This is a genomic window from Neisseria sp. 23W00296 (genome assembly GCF_044772855.1).
Classification (GTDB): Bacteria; Pseudomonadota; Gammaproteobacteria; order Burkholderiales; family Neisseriaceae; genus Neisseria.
The window spans coordinates 148,086-167,778 of sequence record NZ_CP173024.1 but is presented as its reverse complement, the minus strand read 5'-3'; the positions used below and the strand labels follow the sequence as shown (position 1 = coordinate 167,778).

Genomic DNA, 19,693 nt, shown 5'->3' with positions numbered 1-19,693 from the left:
CAACAAATCCAGTAGCGTAGGTCGGGCATTTATGCCCGACAAACACCGGCAAATTAAAAATGTCGGGCATGAATGCCCGACCTACAAACTCACACAGGAGCAAATATGAAATATTGGATAGGCACAGTTTCCCAAGAACACGTTTTACGCGGTGTCGCAGGCGGCTTTTGCCAAGTCTGCCACGGCAAAGCCGCCCCGCTCAACTGCATGAAACGCGGCGACTGGCTGCTGTATTACAGCCCAAAAATCCGTTTGGACGGCAACGAAAAGCTGCAAGCCTTTACCGCGTTCGGGCAAATTCTGGACGAGCGAGCCTATCCGTTTCAGATGAGTGAAACTTTTATCCCGTTTCGCCGCAATGTGGCGTATGCCCAAATTGTGCGCGATTGTCCGCTAGACATCGCCCGCCAGCATGGCGAATGGAAACAATACGCCAGCCTGCTGCGCTACGGGCATTTTGAAATTTCGCAAGATTTTTTTAACCGGGTTACAAGCTATATGCTCAGGCAGCCTGAAAACGCATCCGCACCCAATCCACAGCAAGCAAGTTTGTTTTAACGTTTCAGGCTGCCTGAAATACTGTCGGGCAAACTGCAAAAGCGTTTTTCCTTTATCTAAAACAAACTGGAAATACGATGACTCCCGCCGAACAAATCCAATTTGAGCGCATCGCCGCCGCGATAGAGTTTCTCTACGACCACCACCGCGAGCAGCCCGACCTGGCCGCCGTTGCTGCACACGTCCACCTCAGCCCGCAGCACTTGCAGCGGCAATTTCAGCAGTGGGCTGGCATCAGCCCGAAAAAAATGCTGCAACACATCAGCATTGAAAACGCCAAACGCATCTTGCACGCGCAAGGCAGCGTGCAGGATGCCGCGCTGGCAAGCGGCCTAAGCGGCACGGGGCGGCTGCACGACATCTTTACCCGCATCGAGGGCATGACCCCCGGCGAATACAAAAACGGCGGCGCCGGCCTGCAAATAGACTGGCAGCTCGCCGCCAGCCCCTACGGCAGCGTGTTGGTCGCCAACACCGGCAAAGGCATCTGCTTCCTCAGTTTCGCCGACGACCCCGCCGCCGAACGCGCGCGCCTGCAAGCCCTTTTCCCCAATGCCGAACTGCGCAACGCCGCCAGCGAAATGCAGGCACAAGCTCTGCACGCCCTGCAACAGCCGCCGCAGCAACCGCTTGCTCTGCACATCAAAGGCACACCGTTCCAACTCAAAGTATGGCAGGCACTGCTCAACATCCCGCGCGGACAACTCGCCGACTACGGCACACTCGCCGCGCGCATCGGACATCCCAAAGCCTGCCGCGCCGTCGGCACCGCAGTCGGCAGCAACCCCGTCGCCGTGCTGATACCCTGCCACCGCGTTATCCGCCAAACCGGCATGGTGGGCGGCTACCGCTGGCATCGCGGGCGGAAAATCGCCCTGCTGGGCAAAGAATTGGAATCAACATGAGCCTGTTCAGCCCCCGCCCCACCGACAAGTAGTAATAAAATTGCTACTGCTTACCCTCAAAAATAAATTACATATGAATAAAAAAATTGAAATATGTCCTGCATGTAATCAAGGCTATCTCTATCATGCCAAACCCAAATACATTCCAGAAGAAATCATTCTCTGTGACGAATGTGATGCAGTATGGTTAAAAGGAATGAAGATATTTTATGGAGAATATGACAAAGATTTTTATTCCTACGTTCCTTTTATGGAGTCGCGTGGCGTAACAGGAGAGAGTATTTGGGAAGGGGATTTATTTGAGAAACCTTATTACGAATCTGAAACAAGTTGAATAGCATGAACCTGTTCAGTCCCCACCCTGCCGACAACCTGCTGCCCTACGACGGCATCGTCAACGACTACGGCATCATCTTCACCCCGCAGCAAGCCGATGATTATTTTGCCTATTTGGAAGAACACATCGCATGGCGGCACGACGAAGCCGTTATTTACGGCAAACACATCACCACCGCCCGCCAAGTCGCGTGGTACGGCGAGCAGAACTTCGCCTACACCTATTCCGGTGCCACCCGCACCGCACAGCCGTGGGACAGCGTGTTAGCCGACATCAAACAGCAGGTAGAACAACACATTGCCGCCGTCAGCCCCACCCGCTTCAATTCCTGCCTGCTCAACCGCTACGCCGACGGCAGCCAAGGCATGGCGTGGCACAGCGACGACGAAGCCTGCTTGGGCAAAGACACCGTTATCGCATCCGTCAGCTTCGGCGCAACGCGGAAATTCGCGTTCAAACACAAACAAACTCAGGAAAAACGCGAACTTATGCTGCAACACGGGCAGCTTATTGTGATGCGCGGCAGCACGCAAAGCCATTGGCGGCACGCCATTATGAAAAGCAGCAAAATCCACACCCTGCGCATCAACCTGACCTTCCGCACCATGCTGCCGCAGGGCTAGGTTTTTGGTTTTCAGACGGTCTGTTCAGGCAGCCTGAAAAATACCGATACCGTCTGAAAACAGCGCACGCCCTGCGCAAGCAACACTCAGGCAACCTGAAACCCGCCGCCGTCATTCCAGCGCAGGCGGGAATCTTGGTAGAATTTGAACAACGAATTGTTTTTAAACAATTGCCGAATATCCACTAAGATTCCCGCCTGCGCGGGAGTGGCGGCATAAGCTATGCCGTCTGAAAACAATATGCGCCACAAAGGCAGCCTGAAACCTCCAAACCTACTATGCAAGCCACTCAAACTCATCCAAACAAAACCCCCGGCACGCCGTCTGAAAACCATTCAGCCAGCCCTAAACCCCGCTACCGCCTGACCAAACTCGGCGAACAAATGGCGCGCCTGCCCATCGACCCGAAAATCGCGCGCATTTTGTTGGCGGCGAAGAAACACGACTGTATGGCGGAAATATTGGTGATCGCGTCCGCGCTGTCGATTCAAGACCCGCGCGAACGGCCGCTGGAAGCGCGCGATGCCGCCGCCAAGGCACACGAACGTTTTACCGACAAGCAGTCCGATTTCCTTGCCTATCTGAACATTTGGGACAGCTTCCAGCGCGAGCGCGATAAAGGCTTGTCCAACAAACAGTTGGTGCAGTGGTGCCGCCAATATTTCCTGTCGCACCTGCGGATGCGCGAATGGCGCGATCTGCACCACCAGCTTGCCCAAACCGCAATCGAAATGGGTTTGACCACCAAGGAAGCCGCTTTCAGACGACCTCCCGAAGTCAGGCAGCTTACGTCGTCTGAAAATGCGGGCGACCAAGACTTATCCGCCAAACTCAAACAAAAACAACTGGATAAGAAACAACACCGCGCCCAAATCCGTGCCGCCAAAGAAGCGGGCTACGAACAAATCCACCGCGCCCTGCTCACAGGCCTCATCGCCAACGTCGGCATGAAATCGCCCGACGGCAACGACTATACCGGCGCGCGCGGCAGCCGCTTCCACCTTTTCCCCGCCTCCGCCCTGTTCAAAGCCAAACCCAAATGGGTGATGGCGGCAGAACTCGTTGAAACGACAAAACTTTATGCGCGCGACGTGGCCGCCATCCAGCCCGAATGGATCGAGCAGGAAGCGCCGCACCTCGTCCGCTACCACTATTTCGAGCCGCACTGGGAACAAAAACGCGGCGAAGTCATCGCCAGCGAACGGGTAACGCTCTACGGCCTGACCGTCTTGCCGCGCCGCCCCGTGTCCTACGGCAGAATCGCCCCCGAAGAAGCGCGCGAAATCTTTATCCGCAGCGCGCTGGTGGCGCAGGAATGCGACTTGAAAGCGGACTTTTTCGCGCATAACAAAAAGCTGATTAAGGAAATTACCGAACTCGAACACAAATCGCGCAAACAAGACGTGCTGGTCGATGACGAAGCGCTGTTCGCGTTTTATCACGAACGGCTGCCCGATTTTTATACGGCGGACGCGGTTTCAGGCAGCCTGCACACCGAAAGCAGCCTGCACTCCCGAAGGCTACCTGAAAACCAACATGCCTGTTTCCCTGCTGGAACGTTAGTGCATACCGACAAAGGACCTGTGCCAATTGAACATATTCGTGTAGGCGACCGTGTTTTGTCGCGTTCGGAATATGGCGGAACAGATGCGCCCACTGCCTACAAAACCGTTCTACGTGCTTTCTGCTCTGGAGAGAGCACGCTGGTTCGGTTGATGCTTCGCTCGGATAACCAAGATAGCAAACATCCGTCCCCTGTTTATCAAGCCTTAATGACGGCCAACCATCCTTTGTGGGATGCCGTTTTGCAAAAATGGAGGCCTGCTGCCGAGCTGGAAAAAGGTACTTTGCTGGCTTGCGCAAACGGTAACACTTTACGCGTGTTGTCGTTGGAATATTTTGAAAAATCTACGACCGATACCGTCATCTACAACCACCGTCTGACTGTTTCCGGTACTGAAATTGCCTATTACAGCGTTGGGAATACAGCAGGGCGTCCCATTCTATTACTGCATGGCGGCGGTGTGGATTCAGCACTGTTGTCTTGGCAAGAGGTCATGCAAAAATGGCAGGATGATGATTACTACCTGATTGCCCCCGATTGGCCTGGATATGGGGCAAGCGAGAAGCCTAATGTAAACTATTCAATTGACTATTATGAGCAATTCCTAAATCAACTAATAACTTCCCTAAATCTATCTAACCCCATATTGTGCGGCCTATCTATGGGTGGCGCTGTTGCATTGCAATATGCGCTGCACCATCCGCAGCAGGTGGAAAAACTGGTATTGCTCGCGCCATGGGGTATCAGTCGCAGTGCTCCATTGTCTGGTATTGGCAAATGGTATGCCAAATCGCGCCTAAACCGCTTGAGCTACCGTTTGTGCGCTAGTCGCTGGCTGACCCGCTATCTGATTGCCACTACGTTAATTGGCGACCCGCAACGTATCACACCCGAAACTGTTGATTCCGTACGCGCCGCTGCGTTGGATAAAGACGCGGGTAAAGCGTTCCAATCGTTCCAAATTAACGAAATCGGCGATAGCCAACAAATAGGCCGCCTGCTACCACAATTACCTTCGCTATCTATGCCTGTATTGTTAGTGCATGGAGAGAATGATCCAGGTGTACCACTATCAGATGCACAAGCTGCCGCCAGTAGCATTCCAAATTCACGGTTAGAGGTGTTTGGGCAACACAAGCACTGGGCACAAAAAGAAAGCCCGCAACGTTTTGCTGATTTGCTGCGAGATTTCTGCTGCCATGAGCAACCTTCCTCCGCCGTGTCGAGAGTGCCTGTTTATAATTTGGAAGTGGAAGATTTTCATACCTATTTCATCGGAGAACAAGCAATTTGGGTACACAACTGCGATATGCAAATCCAGCCTGAAAAAATATTGTCAGACGCCCCCAAACCCAAAAAGCAGCCTGCACCTCAAAAAGGCCGTCTGAAACCCCTCCCCCTCGCCGACATCCGCACCTTCGCCGCATGGCTCAAAACCGCCGAGCGCGACAACCCGCGCCTGCTGTTCCTCAGCCGCGACGACCTCATGCAGCACGCCGCCGCGCACATCACCGAAGAACAATTCCCCAAACACTGGCAAACCGCAGACGGCAAGTTCAAACTTTCCTACCGCTTCGAGCCGCACCACCCGCTCGACGGCGTTACCCTCACCCTGCCGCTCACCGTGCTCAACCGCATCAGCCCCGCCGCCCTCGAATGGCTCGTGCCCGGCATGATACGCGAAAAAATCCAGTTGCAAATCAAAGCGCTGCCTAAACAAATCCGCCGAATCTGCGTGCCCGTGCCCGAATTCATCACCCAATTTTTAAGCCAAAATCCCGACCGCAACGCCCCCATCCTGCCCCAACTCGCCCAAGCCATCGCCAAAACCGCAGGCGACATCCGCATACTGGAGCAAATCAACCAAGACGAATGGGCCGCGTTCAGGCTGCCCGAACACTGCTATTTCAACCTCCGCATCATCGACGACGGCGGGCAAGAATTAGCCATGGGGCGCGATTTAATCCAAATCCAACAACAACTTGGCAAAGCCGCCGCCGCCACCTTCCGCGACAACACCCAAGAATTCGAGCGCGACAACGTCACCGCATGGGACATCGGCACCCTGCCCGAATCCATCAAATTCGCACGCGGCAAACAACAGCTCACCGGCTACCTCGGCCTGCAAAAAGAAAAAGACGGCCGCATCGCCCTGCGCCTGTTCGACACGTCCGCCGCCGCCGAACAAGCCCACCGATTAGGCGTGATCGAACTCATGAAACTACAACTAAAAGAACAAGTTAAAGACCTGAACAAAGGCATCCAAGGCTTCACCCAAGCCGCCATGCTGCTCAAACACATCAACGCCGACACCCTGCGCGACGACCTCACCCAAGCCGTCTGCGACCGCGCCTTTATCGGCGAAGACGAGCTGCCGCGCAACGAAAAAGCCTTCAAAGAACAAATCAAACGCGCCCGCAGCCGCCTGCCCGCCGTCAAAGAAGCCCTCAGCCGCTACCTGCAGGAAACCGCCGCCGCCTACGCCGAACTCAACAGCAAACTCGGCAAACACCCGCTCACCCACATCCTGCGCCAACGCCTGCAAACCCTGCTCGCCGCCGGCTTCGCCACCCGCACCCCGTGGGCACAATGGCCGCGCCTCCCCATCTACCTCAAAGCCATGACCCTGCGCCTCGAAAAATACAGCAGCAACCCCGCCCGCGACGCAGCCCGCGAAGCCGATATTCAAGAGCTGGAACAAATGTGGCAGGAAAAAACAGACGGCTTAGTGAAACAAGGACAGCCCGTTTCAGACGACCTCGCTGCGTTTAAATGGATGATTGAAGAATTGAGGGTGTCGCTGTTCGCGCAGGAATTGAAAACGCCGTATCCGGTGTCGGTGAAGCGGTTGTTGAAGGAGTGGGAAGGTTTGAAATGAATAAAGACTACCTGAAAGTTTTAAAAAAGCTTGATTTAAATGCAAATCCATCACGGAGTAAGAAATTATGATAAATGAACAACAAATTTTTGAAGAATTATCTAATTTATGCAGAAGCAACGGGTTTATTCATGTACTAGTAAAAATGTGGTTTAACGATAATTATTTTAGAGCCAACAAAAAAGGAAATTTTACAACTTCACAAATTTCAGAGTTTCAAGCTAATCGAAAAAAACTAAATCGCAATGAATTAAATACACTATTAGCCTTAGTCGTTCAAAACAATCCAAATTTTTTCTATGATCAAGTACCACAGCAAGAGAAATCAGATGAATATAGTACTAGAGCCTATAAGTTACTAGAAGATTTTCATAAAATTTTTCAAGAAAAATCTATCATCAACATAATGGAAAAATTTTCAAATCTAAAAGTAAATGGAGATTTACAACTAAAACAACAAGAAAGTGACTGGTTTTTAAATGAAAATAATATTAGGGAAGCTGTTTTTTATTCAGGAGATGGAGCATATGATTTTCAATATCAAGATTTAGGATGTTTGAAATATATAAATGATAATAAATGGTTTATTGAAAATAAGGGATTTTCTGTTGAATATGCCCATTTTTTCATTGAAGCTATTTTTCATATTAATCATAAGAAGATTCATAATGCTATAAATTCTGAACAAACCGTGTCCATCCAATCATTTATTTATACTAAAAAAGATTTTATTGATTTATTTGAAACTTATAAGAAAGAAAATTATCTACCAACAGATTTTTTAATTGATAAAATCATATCTTTTATATCTGCATTTAGTTTTAAATTAGATAATCTAGAAGATTTAGATAAATTCCAAAGTTTTGATGACTTTAATCCATTAGTAGCATTTCCATTTATTAAACTTTCCGAAGATAAATTTCTATTATTAGACTTATATACACTTTCACAAGCATTTTATGAAACGCCTTTTTTTTGGCTTTCTTCTGATAATAAATATAATAATTTAGCCTCAAAGAATCGAGGTGAATTTACAGAAAATATGGTTTACTCTATATTTTGTGATGTATTTGGCAAAGAAAATGTTTGGTTAAATGTTGATTTATATTCAAAATCCGGTTTAAATCATTCAAAAAAAGATAGAATAGGTGAAATTGATATTCTCGTGAATATTCATGGCTATTCTTTAGTTTTTCAAGCAAAGTCGAAAAAATTAACTATAAATGCTAGAAAAGGAAATATTCAACAAATAGACAATGATTTTTCAAAAGCTATTCAACACGCTTATAATCAGGCTTTTGAATGTTCTAAAATTTTATTAGGTAATGATTATATTGCTAGAATTGAGGGGGAAATTGTTAAATTACCTGAGACAGACTTTTGTATTCCAATTTGCGTACTATCAGAGCATTTTCCTGCATTAACAATGCAAATCAGATGGTTATTAAAAGAAAATCAGCATGAAAAAATTGCTTCTGCCTTAGTGTTTGATGTTTTCTTATTAGATTTAATGTATAAAACATTGAACACTCCATTGGAATTTATACATTTCATTTCTGTATTATCAAATGTACGAGAAATTTTTCTTGCAAATACTCAAATAGATTTGTTAGCAGTACACCTAAGTAGAAATTTACTTTGTTCAGAAGATGCTGACATGTTTTATCTAGATAATGGGCTCTCTGCTGATTTAGATTTATTTTTGTTAAATAAAAGAAGAAATATTATTACTCATACAGATAGAAATGAAATTCCATCATTATCATGTTGGTTTAAATTTAAAGATACTTACTGGTGGCAATTATTTGCATTCTGTTCTCAATTGGATATAAAGGAAAAATTTAAATTTGGATTAGAGCTGCTTCAATTATCGGGAGAGTTTATTGAACAATATAACTCAATTGTTTTAGATAGAATTAATAAATTAAAATTAAATACCAATCAAATTATTTCTGATTTTACTATGTTCTTAAGCAATAATCACGGATTAACTGTATATGTACATAATTCTCCGTTTATAACTGAAGAAGTCAAAGAGCAAATTTATGAACATGCTAATTTAAGAAAATATCATGCAAAATCAAATTTATGGTTTGCTTTAATTATTTCCACCAAAGGTGTTGTTAAATATATTGATATATTAGATTCCGAATGGGTATTTAATGATGAAATGCAACAAAAATATCAAAGAGTTTTTGGTAGGAAACCAACGCAAAAATTATTTATAGATGGGAGAGCAGTAACTAGGAAAATAGGTAGAAATGAACCATGTCCATGCAATAGTGGAAAGAAATACAAACGTTGCTGCGGTAAATAAAACTAAGTTGAAACCCAATACCATACAATCCACATCCCTCGCATAGCAAGCCGTAGCCTGCATCAAACCGCGTGCGTACCTTCCGCCCTACCTACGAATTACAAAGAATTTGAAATCCATGTGTGGGGTGTGTGCGGTACGCACGTGGTCTTTCTGAACTACTTCCCTTTCCAACCAAACTAAAGGTCGTCTGAAACCCATTTTCAGACGACCTTTTGCCACTTTGCCAAACAAGAATTCCCACCACCCTCTCCCCAAACATCACCCGAACCAGTAAACTTCCCATATTTCAACAACTTCTTGGAAACCAACCATGTCCCGTATCCATCCGCTCCACCTGTTCCCGCCCCATATCGCCGAACGCGGCCTGTTGTATTTTCAGCAGGGCAAGGTTCGCGATGTCCAAAAAACTTCCGCCGGGCGTTATCGGGCGGAGGTGTTCGGTTCGGAAAACTATTCAGTATGGCTGAAGCTGGATAGTGATTTGTACATTAAGGACGGGGGCTGCGATTGTCCTTATGGCTGGGCGTGCAAGCATATGGCGGCGTTGTAGTATGCGGTGCGCGCTCAAACGCCGGATAAACAAGCTGACGAATCCGGCGTGCAGCAGCCTGAAATCATTCTCTTTGTATCGTGCTCTAACACCAAAGGCTACCTGAAAACCATTTTTCAGGTAGCCTTTCTCTTAGGGGCTGACGTAGATTAGCCCTAAATTCCATACCACTCCCGCAAGATTTTTAGCTGCCGGGACGGTGTGCCGAAGTTAAACCGAAATTCGCATTCTTTCAAGAACAGTGGGAAGGATTTGCGATCGATTCCGTTGTATTTGCGTAAGACGCGTTTTGCCTGATTCCAAAAATTCTCAATGCCGTTAATGTGGTTCTGGCGGTCTGCAAATTCCTTGGAATGGCTGATGCGGTAATGGATAAAACCGCTCACATCCAACTTGTCGTAGCTGCTCAGACTATCGGTATAAACAATACTGTCCGGCATGATTTTCTTTTTGATGACAGGGAGTAACGTTTCAGACCTGGCATTATCCACCACAACGGTATAGACCCGTCCGTTGCGTTTCAGAATGCCGAAGACAACCACTTTTCCTGCCGCACCGCGACCGCGTCTGCCTTTACGCCGTCCGCCGAAATAGCTTTCGTCCAACTCGACAGAGCCCTCAAAAATCTCATCGGCAACCAAGGCCAGATAATGGCTGATAACCATACGAATTTTGCGGTAGAACAGAATGGCGGAGTTGGGCTGAATGCCCAAAATATCGGCAGCTGAACGGGCGGTAACTTCGAGTACAAAAAATTGAAGCATTTTCTTTTGAATATTCTTCTTTATTTTACAACGGGCTATCTTCATTTTTGCAGTCTAGCGTGACTGCTTATCTAGTACAGCCCCTTATAAAATTTAACAAATAATGCAAGTTCATAGCTTGTGTTCCAACTTTATCTATGCGCCTCAAAAACGACTACCTAGCCTACGAAATTCTTTCCGCCGTATCCGAAATCCCCATCGGCAAAGTCGCCACCTACGGCCAAATCGCCCGCCTGATCGGCAGGGACAAAAACGCCCGTTTGGTCGGCAGCGTGCTGCGCCATGCGGTGGATTACGGCGATTATCCTTGTCACCGCGTGGTCAATGCCGCAGGGCGGCTGGTGCCGGGGTGGGTGCAGCAGGCAGATTTGCTGCGCGAAGAAGGTGTGGTGCTGAAAGACGAGAACCATGTTTGTTTGAAGACATATCAGTGGGATTGTTAGGACTGTGAGCCGGCATCTTTAATTAGGCTTTATCTTTTATTAAAGACAGTAGGTATTTTCTGCACGCCAATCCGTGGTGAAAATTACGGATAGGGTTTTCACAAAACAGAGAGGCCGTCTGAAAGCTTCTGCCCGAATGTGCGGCGGTTGTTTTCAGACGGCCTGTCTGTTTTTGTGCCAACGGTTTGCGCAGCCGAAAATCTTTTCGGCATCAAATATCTTGAAAACCGTTTGCATTCGCTCCGTGAAGCGGCGATAATATTTGCGTATTTTAACCATGCGTCAGAACGAATTTTTATGTTGATTGCTTTTCTGATTATGCTGCGCGAGGGTATCGAAGCGGCGCTGATTGTCGGTATTGTGGCCGGATTTTTGAAACAGTCCGGCCATCATGATTTGATGCCGAAGGTGTGGCTGGGCGTGGCGGCGGCTGTGCTGATCTGCTTCGGGCTGGGTTTTGCCATCCACCGCATCACAGGCGAGATTCCGCAGAAGCAGCAGGAATTTGTTGTCGGCATGATCGGTTTGCTGGCCGTGGGCATGCTGACCTATATGCTGCTGTGGATGCAGAAGGCCGCGCGGTCGATGAAACAGCAGTTGCAGGACTCGATTCAGGCCGCGCTCAATAAGGGCGGTTCGGGCTGGGCTTTGGTGCTGATGGCTTTTTTGGCCGTGATGCGCGAGGGTTTGGAGAGTGTGTTTTTCCTGATTGCGGTGTTCACGCAAAGCCCCGACAGCCGTATGCCGCTGGGCGCGGCAGGCGGGCTTTTGGCTTCCGCCGCGGTCGGGATTTTGCTGTATCAGGGCGGCATCCGTCTGAATTTGGGAAAATTTTTCCGCTGGACGGGTGTGTTTCTGATTTTCGTCGCCGCCGGGCTGCTGTCGGGTTCGTTCCGCGCGCTGCATGAGGCAGGCGTGTGGAATGCCGGTCAGCAGGTGATTGCCGATTTTTCCGGTTTTCTGCACGAAGACAGTCCGTTGGGCGTGCTGATGGGCGGATTTTTCGGTTATACCGACCATCCGACCGTCAGCGATGTTCTGTGGTATGTAGTTTATTTAGTTCCTGTTTTGTTTTGGTTCTTACGCGGCAGCCAAGCCGCTTCATCTTCCCGTTAAGGAGTTTTTTATGAATATGACACGCATCACTTTATCCGTTTTACTGGCTATGGGACTGGCAGCCTGCCAGCCGCCCGAGGCCGACAAACCTGCCGCGCCCGCATCGGGCGAAGCAGCCGCTTCTGTTGCGGCAGCCGCGCCGAATGCCGACGGCAGCATCAACATCGCCGTTACCGACACCGCCTGCGATCCGATGGAACTGACCGTACCCAGCGGCAAAACCGTGTTCAACATCAAGAACAACAGCGGCCGCAAGCTGGAATGGGAGATTCTCGAAGGCGTGATGGTGGTGGACGAGCGCGAAAACATCGCCCCCGGCCTGTCCGACAAAATGACCGTTACCCTAATGCCCGGCACTTACGAAATGACCTGCGGCCTGCTGACCAACCCGCGCGGCAAACTGGTCGTCACCGACAGCGGCTTCAAAGCCGATCCCGCGCAGGCCGACATGGCCAAACTGGCGCAGCCTTTGGCCGACTACAAAGTCTATGTTCAAGGTGAGGCCAAGCTCTTGGCTGAAAAAACCGAGAAATTCGCTGCCGCCGTGAAAGCGGGCAAAGTTGACGAAGCCAAAGCCCTGTTTGCCGACACCCGCGTCCACTACGAACGCATCGAGCCGATTGCCGAGCTGTTCAACGAGCTTGATCCCGCCATCGACTCGCGCGAAGACGACTACAAAGAAAAAGCCAAAGACGACGCCTTCACCGGTTTCCACCGCATCGAACACGCGCTGTGGGTGGACAACAAAATCGACGACAAAGTGAAAGAAACCGCCGACAAGCTCGATAAAGACGTGAAAGCGCTGAAAGCCGAAATCGACGTATTGAGCTTCCCGCCGAGCAAAGTGGTGGGCGGCGCGGCGGCGCTGATCGAAGAAGTGGCCGGCACCAAAATCACCGGCGAGGAAGACCGTTACAGCCACACTGACCTCTCCGACTTCCAGGCCAACATCGACGGCTCGCAGAAAATCGTCGAACTCTTCCGCCCGATGATTGCCGAAAAAGACAAAGCCCTCTTGGAAACCGTTGATGCCAACTTCAAACAGATCAACGACATCCTGGCGAAATACAAAAAAGGCGACGGCTTCGAAACCTACGACAAACTGTCGGAAGCCGACCGCACCCAGCTCAAAGCCCCAATCAACACTCTGGCCGAAGAACTGGGCAAACTGCGCGGCGTACTCGGTCTGAACTAAGCCGTCTGAAAACGCAGTTCCGCCGCACCCCGCCAGCAGGCGGATAAAGCGTGCAAAGGCCGTCTGAAAACCCGAAATACGGTTTTCAGACGGCCTTTTTTAAACTGCAAACAGCCAAAGCGCAAACCTCAAACCAAGCCTGACAGCGGCACAGCTTTCCAACCATTCCACGCCGATGCAGACAGGCAGGTCAAATACCCAAAGGCCGTCTGAAAGCGAAACCCGAAACGCGGCTTTCAGACGGCCTGAAATACCGACAATGCCTTAAAACCATATTGAAAAACAACCAAACCCTTTCATTCCCGCGCAGGCAGGAATCTTAGTGAAATTCGAGGAACGGTTTGTTTTTGCAAGGCTTGCCGAATATCAGACAAGATTCCCGCCTGCGCGGGAATGACGTCGTTTAGGCGGATGGAAAAAGGTTCAAATCCCGGCAGATTTCAAACCAAGCCCGACAGCGACACAGCTTTCCAACCATCCCGTTCCGATGCAGACAGGCAGACAAAACACCAAAGGCCGTCTGAAAGCGAATCTTTCAGACGGCCTCTTCTGCCGATGCGGCCGGCCGCCTTTTCAGACGGCCTGTACAAACCCGGTTCAACGTTTGGCGAAACCCTGCCCTTGCAGATAACCGAGCATAAACGGACGCACGGGGCGGGCGAGGGTGTTGGCGATTTGCCCCGCCCAGTCCAAATCCCGCCCGCTGCGTTCGTGGTAATAGGTTTTCACCTCTTCGTTGTAGGCCGCGAGCACTTCGGCGGAGGCGGGACGGTAGCGGTTTTCCGACACCAGCGTGTCCAGCGGCAGGCGCGGGCGTTGCAAGGGTTCCTGGTCGGGGAAACCGAGGCAGAGGCCGAACAGCGGCACGGTGTGTTCGGGCAGGCCGAGCAGTTCGCCGACGCGGGCGATATCGTTGCGGATGCTGCCTATATACACCGCGCCGAGGCCGAGCGATTCGGCGGCCAGCACGACGTTTTGCGCCATAATGCCCGCGTCAATCGCGCCGGTGAGCAGCACTTCCGTCCAGTCGGTCTGCATTTGGGCGTCCACCGTGTGATGGCGGGCGGCATCGATGCAGAACACGAGAAACTCGGCGCAATGCTCGACATAGGCATGCCCCATGCCGCCTTCGGAGGCGCAGATTTCGCGCAACTCTTTGCGGATTTCGCGGTCGCTGACGCGGATGACGCTGTTGTTCTGCTGATAGCTCGATGTGGAAGCGGCGCGGCCGGCTTCGAGCACGGCGGCGAGCATTTCGGCGGAAACGGGTTCCTCGGTGAAGCGGCGGATGGAGCGGTGGGAAAGCGCGGTGTCCAGCGCGGGAAGGCTGTTGAGGGTCATGCGGTTTTCCTTTGCAGTTTGTCGGGACGGCGATTATAGCAGAAGAGGCCGTCTGAAACGCTTTCAGACGGCCTGCTGCTCTTTCTGCCGGACAGCAGATGTTTTTTCCGACCCTTGCAAGCGCTCTGCCGCGAAATGGCGTCGTCCGGATTTAAAATTAACGTTTGTTGTATTTGTGTTGCGTTTTGCAAACAAGAAGAATTTTTGGTTATTTATTGTTATGACTTTATATTAACGGTTCTTTTTTATCGGAATAATCCCGCTTTGAAAAAAGAAGATTTTATGAATGTTTCCATTAATATCTATTTGTCACAATCATTTTGAATTTTAAAGACTTTATTGATTAAAATTTTTTTATTTGCACCAAATCAAAAAATCAATAATATATTAAACTTTAAAATGCGCGCATTTTTCTAGGGGCGGGCATATTGCCCGCGTTTTATTGTGTTGTTTGGACTGCGTTAACAATTAAGAGGAGTAAACCATGAACAAAACGGTAAAAACAGACATTCTGCGTCATACATTGGACACGCTTCATTCCCAATCGAAAGGGCTGACGGCCTCGGCCATCGTTTCCGTAGACGGTCTGCCCATCGTCAGCGTGCTGGAACGCAATATCGACTCCACCCGCGTCGGCTCGCTGTCGGCGGCGCTGATGTCGCTGTGCGGCCAAACCGCCCGCATGCTCTCCTGCGGCAGCTTCAACCAAATGACCTTGCAGGGCAACCAGGGCGACGTGCTGCTGATGCAGATCAGCGACGATTTGGCACTGGTAAGCACCACCCACACCGGCACACAGCTGGGCATGATGCTCGTCCACCTGCGCAAAGCCGTAAAAGAAATCCGCAAGCAGCTCGGATACGGAGACTGATGCCATGATGTACATTTCCGCCGACATGCCCTACGCCGACGTGGTCCGCAGCGGCCGCAGCAGCCCCGCCGACGACCGCCGCGTCCTCAACGAAGAAGTGGAATTTCCCGACGGCAAACTGATTACCTCGCGCACCGACCTCAACGGCATCATCACCCACGCCAACCATGCCTTCGTCCACATGAGCGCGTGGAACCGCGACGAAATCATCGGCCGCCCGCACAGCATCCTGCGCCACCCCGACATGCCCAAAGCCGCCTTCGCCGATTTGTGGCACAAAGTCTCTAACGGCGAAAAATGGCACGGCTACGTCAAAAACCTGCGTAAAGACGGCCGCTACTATTGGGTTTACGCCACCGTAATCCCCAATATCCGCAAAGGCGAAATACAGGGCTACACCTCCGTCCGCCGCCGCGCCTCGGCAGAGAAAATCCGCGAAATCAGCAAGCTGTACCGCGAAATGCGCGAATCGGAAAGGTGCTGACCATGCAGTTTACCGTCGCCCCCGACTACCTTCCCGCCCATTTCGGCGCCTGGTATCTGCTGGGCAGCTTCATCCGCGGCGAACTCGGCAGCCCCGTCAGCCTGCATATGCCGCACGATGCCGACGAACTGGCCGTTTCACTGGCGAGTCAGAAAAGCGGCCTGGCATACGTCAGCTCCTTTTCCGCCTCCCGCCTCATCCGCGAAGAAGGCTGGCTGCCGCTGCTCAAACCCGCTGCCGTGTCCGACGAAATGGTCGTCATCTGCCGCGCCGACGCGCCCTACCGCAGCCTGCGCGATGTCGAAGCCGGCTGCGGCATCGCCTGCGCCGACGAAGACGTCCGCCTGATCGGCATGCGCCTGCTCGAAGGCTTCAATCTCGACAGCTCCAACACCCGCACCCTGCGCGAACACTCGGAAGAAGCCGTGCTCACCTCCGTTTTCCACAGCAAAGCCTGCATCGGTTTTCTGATGGCCGGCCTGTACGACGGCCTGTCCGACTTCGGCAAACGGCAGTTCCGCGTCATCATGCGCAGCGCCATCGACGACATCTGCCACCTGATTCTGCTGCACCCCGACTCGCAGGAAAAAGCGGCAGACGTCAAATCGGCCTTCCTCAAGCTCAACCGCTGCGACAACGGCCGCGCCGTCCTCAAAGAATTCGGCCTGCCCGCTGGTTTCGCCGAAACGGAAGAGGAAGAAGTGGAAACCATGCTCGACCTGCTGACCACGCTGGAAGACTGAACCCACCGCCGCACAGGCTTAAAGAGGCCGTCTGAAAACCCGAAACAGGCTTTCAGACGGCCTCTTTCCCTATCCTGCGCCGCCCGAATTTGCACCACGCACAAAGGCCGTCTGAAAAACTTTCAGACGGCCTCCCATTCCCGCTGCCGTTGCGCCCAAAGCCGCGCCTACGGCTTTCAGACGGCCTCCTACTCCGAACGGTAGGGGTTTTCCACACCCGCCACCAGCGCGGCGAGGTATTCGCGCAGCTGCTTTTCGCCGCAGCCCATCAGCAGCGCGTCCTCGAAAGCGTCCTGCGCGAGTTGGAACAGCTCGTTCATATTTTCGTTCATCACTTTGATTTTCTCGGTGCAGGAAACGACGCTGCCGTCGTCGCCGTACCATTTGGGCATTTCGGGCATGGACATGGCGGAAGTTCTTTCGGTCAGTTGGCGAAGCGGCCGGAGTCGAAACGTTTGATGCGGCGCGCCAGGGCGTAGCGGCTGTTCCAGTATTTGTTGGACAGGCTGGTTATTTCGATGCTCTTGCCCGTGCGCGGCGCGTGGATGAAACGGTTGTTGCCGATATAGAGGCCGACGTGCGAAATGCGGCCGCGCGAGGTGCGGAAGAACACCATGTCGCCCGGCTGCAATTCGCTGCGCGACACGCCCACGCCCATCCGCGCCTGTTCGGCCGACGTGCGCGGCAGGTTGATCTGCATGGTTTTGCGGAAAATGTGCTGCATAAAGCCGCTGCAGTCAAAGCCTGTGCTGACCGATGTGCCGCCGAAACGGTAGCTGACGCCGAGCAGTCCCATCGCGCTGCCGATCAGTTCGTCGGCCTCGCGGCGGGAAACGGGCGAACCCGAGGGCATGGCGGGCTCTGCGGTTTTGGCGGCCTGCCTTTCCTTCTGTTTTTCCTTTTCGGCCTGCTGCCTGACCAGAGCCTGCATCGCCGACTCGTCGTAAGCGGATTTGGCCTTCGGCTCTTCGCTCTGCACGGCGGGTGGAAACTGCGTTTCGGAGCGGCGGACAAAATCGCGGCTGGGCGGGGTTTCAGGCTTGGGCGGTTTCGGCGCAGGCTCGCGTTTGGCCGTTTCTTTTGCTTCTTTTTTAGACTGCTCTTTTTTGGTCGCTTCCTTTTTCGCAGGCTCTTTTTTCTGCGCGGTTTTGCCGGACTCGGTTTTCTTCGCCGTGTCGGCCTTACCCTTCTTCTTTGCATCGTCCGCCTTGCCTGCGGGAGTTTTCTGTTTGCCGTCTTTGGCATTGCGGCCTTTGTCTTTGCCGCTGTCTTTTTTACCGCCTTTGGTTTTGTCTTCTTTGGCGGGCACTTCTTTTTTGGCCGTTTTTTTGTTCTCCTGTGCCGCGTCTTTTTTACCTTTTACCGCCTCTTTTTTACCTTTCGTCGGCTCTTTGGCCGTGCTTTCTTTTTTCGCGGCGGGCTGTTTTTTACTGTCGGCACCGTCTTTTTTGCCTTTAGGCGCTTCCTTTTTGGCAGCGGTTTTCGGCTCGGCTTTCTTGTTGGCGGCCTGAACCGGCAGCGCGGCGCACAGCAGAGCGAGCGCGGCGAAGGCAGGGGCGAAAAGCTTTTTCAGATAAGTCATGCTGTTGTTTCTCTTCGATTTTGCCGGCAAAGCCGGATAACACGTTTTCAGACGGCCTCTGTGTGCCGTCTGAAAAAAATGGCGTGCGGCGGCAAAAGCCGCAGGGCGCTTGGCTACCCTATAACAGCCGCGATGATACCAATTTTGCCCGCCGTGTGCGATTTGTCCGCCCGCGCCCGCTGTGGTTTTCAGACGGCCTCCGAGCCTGTTCCCCGTTGCGCGGACAAAAACACGACAACACACTTTAAATTCCGCAAAAACGCGCCATATCCCGGCTTGTCACAGACACACAATAAGGAAAAGGAACAACCATGATCGTCACTCTGATTATCGGCTTCGTCATCGGCGTACTGGCCAAATTCATCTACCCCGGCCGCGACAAACTCGGCATCATCATGACCACGCTTTTGGGCATCGGCGGCTCGGTGCTCGGCAGTTGGGCGGGACAGACTTTGGGCTGGTACGCGCAGGGCGAACCGGCAGGCTGGATTGTGTCTACCGCAGCCGCCGTTGCCATTCTCGCCGTTTACAGCCGCCTCGCTGCCCGATGAGGCCGCAAAAGGCCGTCTGAACGCTACAATTTCTCCAACAAACAGCCGCTTGCTGTTACAATCGCGCTTTTTTTACCAACCCACACATAGGAACGACACCATGCAAAATGATGTTTACGACTACACCAACCCCGCCGCAGGCGTGCAGCGCAGCACCGTTCTGCGCAAAACCTACGGCCTTCTGGCGCTGTCCTTTATCCCCTGTGCGCTGGGCGCATTTGCGGCAGCCGCCTCAAACTTCAACGTCTATGCCCTCACCGGCAACCGCTGGGCGGGCTTCATCGCCGTTCTCGCCTTCTTCTACGGCATGGTTTTCCTCATCGAGAAAAACCGTTACAGCAACGTCGGCGCCGGCCTGCTGATGGTCTTCACCTTCGGCATGGGCGCCCTGCTCGCCCCGCTGCTGCAATACAGCCTGTCGATCCAAGGCGGCGCGGGGCTGGTCGGCACGGCCGCCCTGATGACCGCAGCCATCTTCGGCGTAATGTCGGTAACGGGTGCGAAAGCCAACATCAATTCCAACTCGCTCGGCCGCTTCCTGACTATCGGCGGTATCGTGCTGATGATAGCCGTTGTTGCCAACTTCGCCTTCGGCATCCCCATGCTGGGTCTTGCCATCTCGGGCGCGTTTGTCGTATTCAGCTCGCTCGTTATCATGTGGCAGACCCGCGTGGTGGTGGAAGGCGGCGAAGACAGCCACATCAGCGCGGCGCTGACCATCTTCATCTCCATCTACAACCTCTTTACCAGCCTGCTGCGCATCCTCTTGGCCTTTGCCGGCAGCGACGACTAAGCACCTAAAAACAAAAGGCCGTCTGAAAACCTTAAAGTTTTCAGACGGCCTTTTGACATTTCTTCACAATCCCGC

At 51.8% G+C, this 19,693-nt stretch carries 19 protein-coding genes; 15 read left to right on the top strand and 4 right to left on the bottom strand.

The genetic code is table 11. From position 1 onward, the window contains the following. The first annotated feature begins 105 nt into the window (after nucleotides 1–105). The 7 genes from ACG2K1_RS00815 to ACG2K1_RS00785 all read left to right on the top strand — a co-directional run bounded on the left by ACG2K1_RS00815 (nucleotide 106) and on the right by ACG2K1_RS00785 (nucleotide 9,735). On the top strand, nucleotides 106–558 hold the full coding sequence (locus ACG2K1_RS00815) for an EVE domain-containing protein (protein WP_395428877.1): 453 nt from the start codon (nucleotides 106–108) through the stop codon (nucleotides 556–558). A 77-nt stretch (nucleotides 559–635) separates the two neighbouring features. Next, a complete protein-coding gene (locus tag ACG2K1_RS00810) occupies nucleotides 636–1,463 on the top strand; it encodes a bifunctional transcriptional activator/DNA repair enzyme AdaA (RefSeq protein WP_395428876.1) in 828 nt (275 codons plus the stop codon). A gap of 73 nt (nucleotides 1,464–1,536) precedes the next feature. Then, nucleotides 1,537–1,797 (top strand): hypothetical protein, encoded by a 261-nt coding sequence (locus ACG2K1_RS00805; protein ID WP_395428875.1) that lies wholly within the window; start codon nucleotides 1,537–1,539, stop codon nucleotides 1,795–1,797. 5 nt (nucleotides 1,798–1,802) lie between these two features. Then, nucleotides 1,803–2,423: an alpha-ketoglutarate-dependent dioxygenase AlkB family protein gene (locus ACG2K1_RS00800; RefSeq protein WP_395428874.1), complete on the top strand. Its 621-nt coding sequence runs from the start codon at nucleotides 1,803–1,805 to the stop codon at nucleotides 2,421–2,423. Nucleotides 2,424–2,701: 278 nt separating this feature from the next. Further along, nucleotides 2,702–6,865, top strand: coding sequence for an alpha/beta fold hydrolase (locus tag ACG2K1_RS00795; RefSeq protein ID WP_402838381.1), 4,164 nt, complete (start codon nucleotides 2,702–2,704; stop codon nucleotides 6,863–6,865). Between the two features lie 67 nt (nucleotides 6,866–6,932). After that, nucleotides 6,933–9,182: an SEC-C metal-binding domain-containing protein gene (locus ACG2K1_RS00790; RefSeq protein ID WP_009427613.1), complete on the top strand. Its 2,250-nt coding sequence runs from the start codon at nucleotides 6,933–6,935 to the stop codon at nucleotides 9,180–9,182. 313 nt (nucleotides 9,183–9,495) lie between these two features. Next, on the top strand, nucleotides 9,496–9,735 hold the full coding sequence (locus ACG2K1_RS00785; protein WP_395428873.1) for an SWIM zinc finger domain-containing protein: 240 nt from the start codon (nucleotides 9,496–9,498) through the stop codon (nucleotides 9,733–9,735). A gap of 155 nt (nucleotides 9,736–9,890) precedes the next feature. Here the strand turns inward: ACG2K1_RS00785 and ACG2K1_RS00780 are convergent, their stop codons facing one another. Further along, the gene (locus tag ACG2K1_RS00780) at nucleotides 9,891–10,544 is read right to left on the bottom strand and encodes an IS1595 family transposase (RefSeq protein ID WP_395428872.1); all 654 of its coding nucleotides are present in this window, start codon (nucleotides 10,542–10,544) and stop codon (nucleotides 9,891–9,893) included. A 92-nt stretch (nucleotides 10,545–10,636) separates the two neighbouring features. Between ACG2K1_RS00780 and ACG2K1_RS00775 the strand changes: the two genes are divergently transcribed. The 3 genes from ACG2K1_RS00775 to efeO all read left to right on the top strand — a co-directional run bounded on the left by ACG2K1_RS00775 (nucleotide 10,637) and on the right by efeO (nucleotide 13,253). After that, nucleotides 10,637–10,942 carry an MGMT family protein gene (locus ACG2K1_RS00775; RefSeq protein ID WP_395428871.1) on the top strand — a complete coding sequence of 102 codons (306 nt, stop codon included), beginning with the start codon at nucleotides 10,637–10,639 and terminating at the stop codon, nucleotides 10,940–10,942. A 297-nt stretch (nucleotides 10,943–11,239) separates the two neighbouring features. Further along, nucleotides 11,240–12,058: an iron uptake transporter permease EfeU gene (gene efeU / locus ACG2K1_RS00770; RefSeq protein ID WP_395428870.1), complete on the top strand. Its 819-nt coding sequence runs from the start codon at nucleotides 11,240–11,242 to the stop codon at nucleotides 12,056–12,058. Between the two features lie 10 nt (nucleotides 12,059–12,068). Next, nucleotides 12,069–13,253, top strand: a complete 1,185-nt coding sequence (efeO, locus tag ACG2K1_RS00765) for an iron uptake system protein EfeO (RefSeq protein ID WP_395428869.1) — start codon at nucleotides 12,069–12,071, stop codon at nucleotides 13,251–13,253. 597 nt (nucleotides 13,254–13,850) lie between these two features. On the opposite strand, the gene nfsA is transcribed toward efeO, so the two are convergent. Next, nucleotides 13,851–14,594, bottom strand: a complete 744-nt coding sequence (gene nfsA, locus ACG2K1_RS00760) for an oxygen-insensitive NADPH nitroreductase (RefSeq protein WP_395428868.1) — start codon at nucleotides 14,592–14,594, stop codon at nucleotides 13,851–13,853. 484 nt (nucleotides 14,595–15,078) lie between these two features. Here nfsA and ACG2K1_RS00755 point away from each other — a divergent pair, with 484 nt between their 5' ends. From ACG2K1_RS00755 to ACG2K1_RS00745, 3 genes are read left to right on the top strand one after another with little or no spacing between them, the layout of a single operon-like run. Continuing rightward, nucleotides 15,079–15,465: a roadblock/LC7 domain-containing protein gene (locus ACG2K1_RS00755; RefSeq protein ID WP_009427604.1), complete on the top strand. Its 387-nt coding sequence runs from the start codon at nucleotides 15,079–15,081 to the stop codon at nucleotides 15,463–15,465. 4 nt (nucleotides 15,466–15,469) lie between these two features. Beyond that, complete coding sequence (locus ACG2K1_RS00750) at nucleotides 15,470–15,949, top strand: PAS domain-containing protein (protein WP_009427603.1); 480 nt, start codon at nucleotides 15,470–15,472, stop codon at nucleotides 15,947–15,949. A 2-nt stretch (nucleotides 15,950–15,951) separates the two neighbouring features. Beyond that, nucleotides 15,952–16,692, top strand: a complete 741-nt coding sequence (locus ACG2K1_RS00745) for a phosphate/phosphite/phosphonate ABC transporter substrate-binding protein (RefSeq protein ID WP_395428867.1) — start codon at nucleotides 15,952–15,954, stop codon at nucleotides 16,690–16,692. Nucleotides 16,693–16,880: 188 nt separating this feature from the next. Here the strand turns inward: ACG2K1_RS00745 and ACG2K1_RS00740 are convergent, their stop codons facing one another. Both ACG2K1_RS00740 and ACG2K1_RS00735 read right to left on the bottom strand, forming a co-directional pair. Beyond that, complete coding sequence (locus tag ACG2K1_RS00740; protein ID WP_009427601.1) at nucleotides 16,881–17,099, bottom strand: hypothetical protein; 219 nt, start codon at nucleotides 17,097–17,099, stop codon at nucleotides 16,881–16,883. Nucleotides 17,100–17,116: 17 nt separating this feature from the next. Beyond that, the gene (locus tag ACG2K1_RS00735; protein WP_083479466.1) at nucleotides 17,117–17,623 is read right to left on the bottom strand and encodes a C40 family peptidase; all 507 of its coding nucleotides are present in this window, start codon (nucleotides 17,621–17,623) and stop codon (nucleotides 17,117–17,119) included. 962 nt (nucleotides 17,624–18,585) lie between these two features. Between ACG2K1_RS00735 and ACG2K1_RS00730 the strand changes: the two genes are divergently transcribed. Both ACG2K1_RS00730 and ACG2K1_RS00725 read left to right on the top strand, forming a co-directional pair. After that, nucleotides 18,586–18,825, top strand: a complete 240-nt coding sequence (locus tag ACG2K1_RS00730) for a GlsB/YeaQ/YmgE family stress response membrane protein (RefSeq protein ID WP_009427599.1) — start codon at nucleotides 18,586–18,588, stop codon at nucleotides 18,823–18,825. A 100-nt stretch (nucleotides 18,826–18,925) separates the two neighbouring features. After that, on the top strand, nucleotides 18,926–19,618 hold the full coding sequence (locus ACG2K1_RS00725; protein WP_009427598.1) for a Bax inhibitor-1 family protein: 693 nt from the start codon (nucleotides 18,926–18,928) through the stop codon (nucleotides 19,616–19,618). The last annotated feature ends 75 nt before the right edge of the window (nucleotides 19,619–19,693 follow it).

Coding starts and splice junctions, on each gene's coding strand:
- ACG2K1_RS00815 (WP_395428877.1), top strand. CDS start 106: ATGAAATATTGGATAGGCACAGTTTCCCAAGAACACGTTTTACGCGGT.
- ACG2K1_RS00810 (WP_395428876.1), top strand. CDS start 636: ATGACTCCCGCCGAACAAATCCAATTTGAGCGCATCGCCGCCGCGATA.
- ACG2K1_RS00805 (WP_395428875.1), top strand. CDS start 1,537: ATGAATAAAAAAATTGAAATATGTCCTGCATGTAATCAAGGCTATCTC.
- ACG2K1_RS00800 (WP_395428874.1), top strand. CDS start 1,803: ATGAACCTGTTCAGTCCCCACCCTGCCGACAACCTGCTGCCCTACGAC.
- ACG2K1_RS00795 (WP_402838381.1), top strand. CDS start 2,702: ATGCAAGCCACTCAAACTCATCCAAACAAAACCCCCGGCACGCCGTCT.
- ACG2K1_RS00790 (WP_009427613.1), top strand. CDS start 6,933: ATGATAAATGAACAACAAATTTTTGAAGAATTATCTAATTTATGCAGA.
- ACG2K1_RS00785 (WP_395428873.1), top strand. CDS start 9,496: ATGTCCCGTATCCATCCGCTCCACCTGTTCCCGCCCCATATCGCCGAA.
- ACG2K1_RS00780 (WP_395428872.1), bottom strand. CDS start 10,544: ATGAAGATAGCCCGTTGTAAAATAAAGAAGAATATTCAAAAGAAAATG.
- ACG2K1_RS00775 (WP_395428871.1), top strand. CDS start 10,637: ATGCGCCTCAAAAACGACTACCTAGCCTACGAAATTCTTTCCGCCGTA.
- efeU (WP_395428870.1), top strand. CDS start 11,240: ATGTTGATTGCTTTTCTGATTATGCTGCGCGAGGGTATCGAAGCGGCG.
- efeO (WP_395428869.1), top strand. CDS start 12,069: ATGAATATGACACGCATCACTTTATCCGTTTTACTGGCTATGGGACTG.
- nfsA (WP_395428868.1), bottom strand. CDS start 14,594: ATGACCCTCAACAGCCTTCCCGCGCTGGACACCGCGCTTTCCCACCGC.
- ACG2K1_RS00755 (WP_009427604.1), top strand. CDS start 15,079: ATGAACAAAACGGTAAAAACAGACATTCTGCGTCATACATTGGACACG.
- ACG2K1_RS00750 (WP_009427603.1), top strand. CDS start 15,470: ATGATGTACATTTCCGCCGACATGCCCTACGCCGACGTGGTCCGCAGC.
- ACG2K1_RS00745 (WP_395428867.1), top strand. CDS start 15,952: ATGCAGTTTACCGTCGCCCCCGACTACCTTCCCGCCCATTTCGGCGCC.
- ACG2K1_RS00740 (WP_009427601.1), bottom strand. CDS start 17,099: ATGTCCATGCCCGAAATGCCCAAATGGTACGGCGACGACGGCAGCGTC.
- ACG2K1_RS00735 (WP_083479466.1), bottom strand. CDS start 17,623: ATGCAGGCTCTGGTCAGGCAGCAGGCCGAAAAGGAAAAACAGAAGGAA.
- ACG2K1_RS00730 (WP_009427599.1), top strand. CDS start 18,586: ATGATCGTCACTCTGATTATCGGCTTCGTCATCGGCGTACTGGCCAAA.
- ACG2K1_RS00725 (WP_009427598.1), top strand. CDS start 18,926: ATGCAAAATGATGTTTACGACTACACCAACCCCGCCGCAGGCGTGCAG.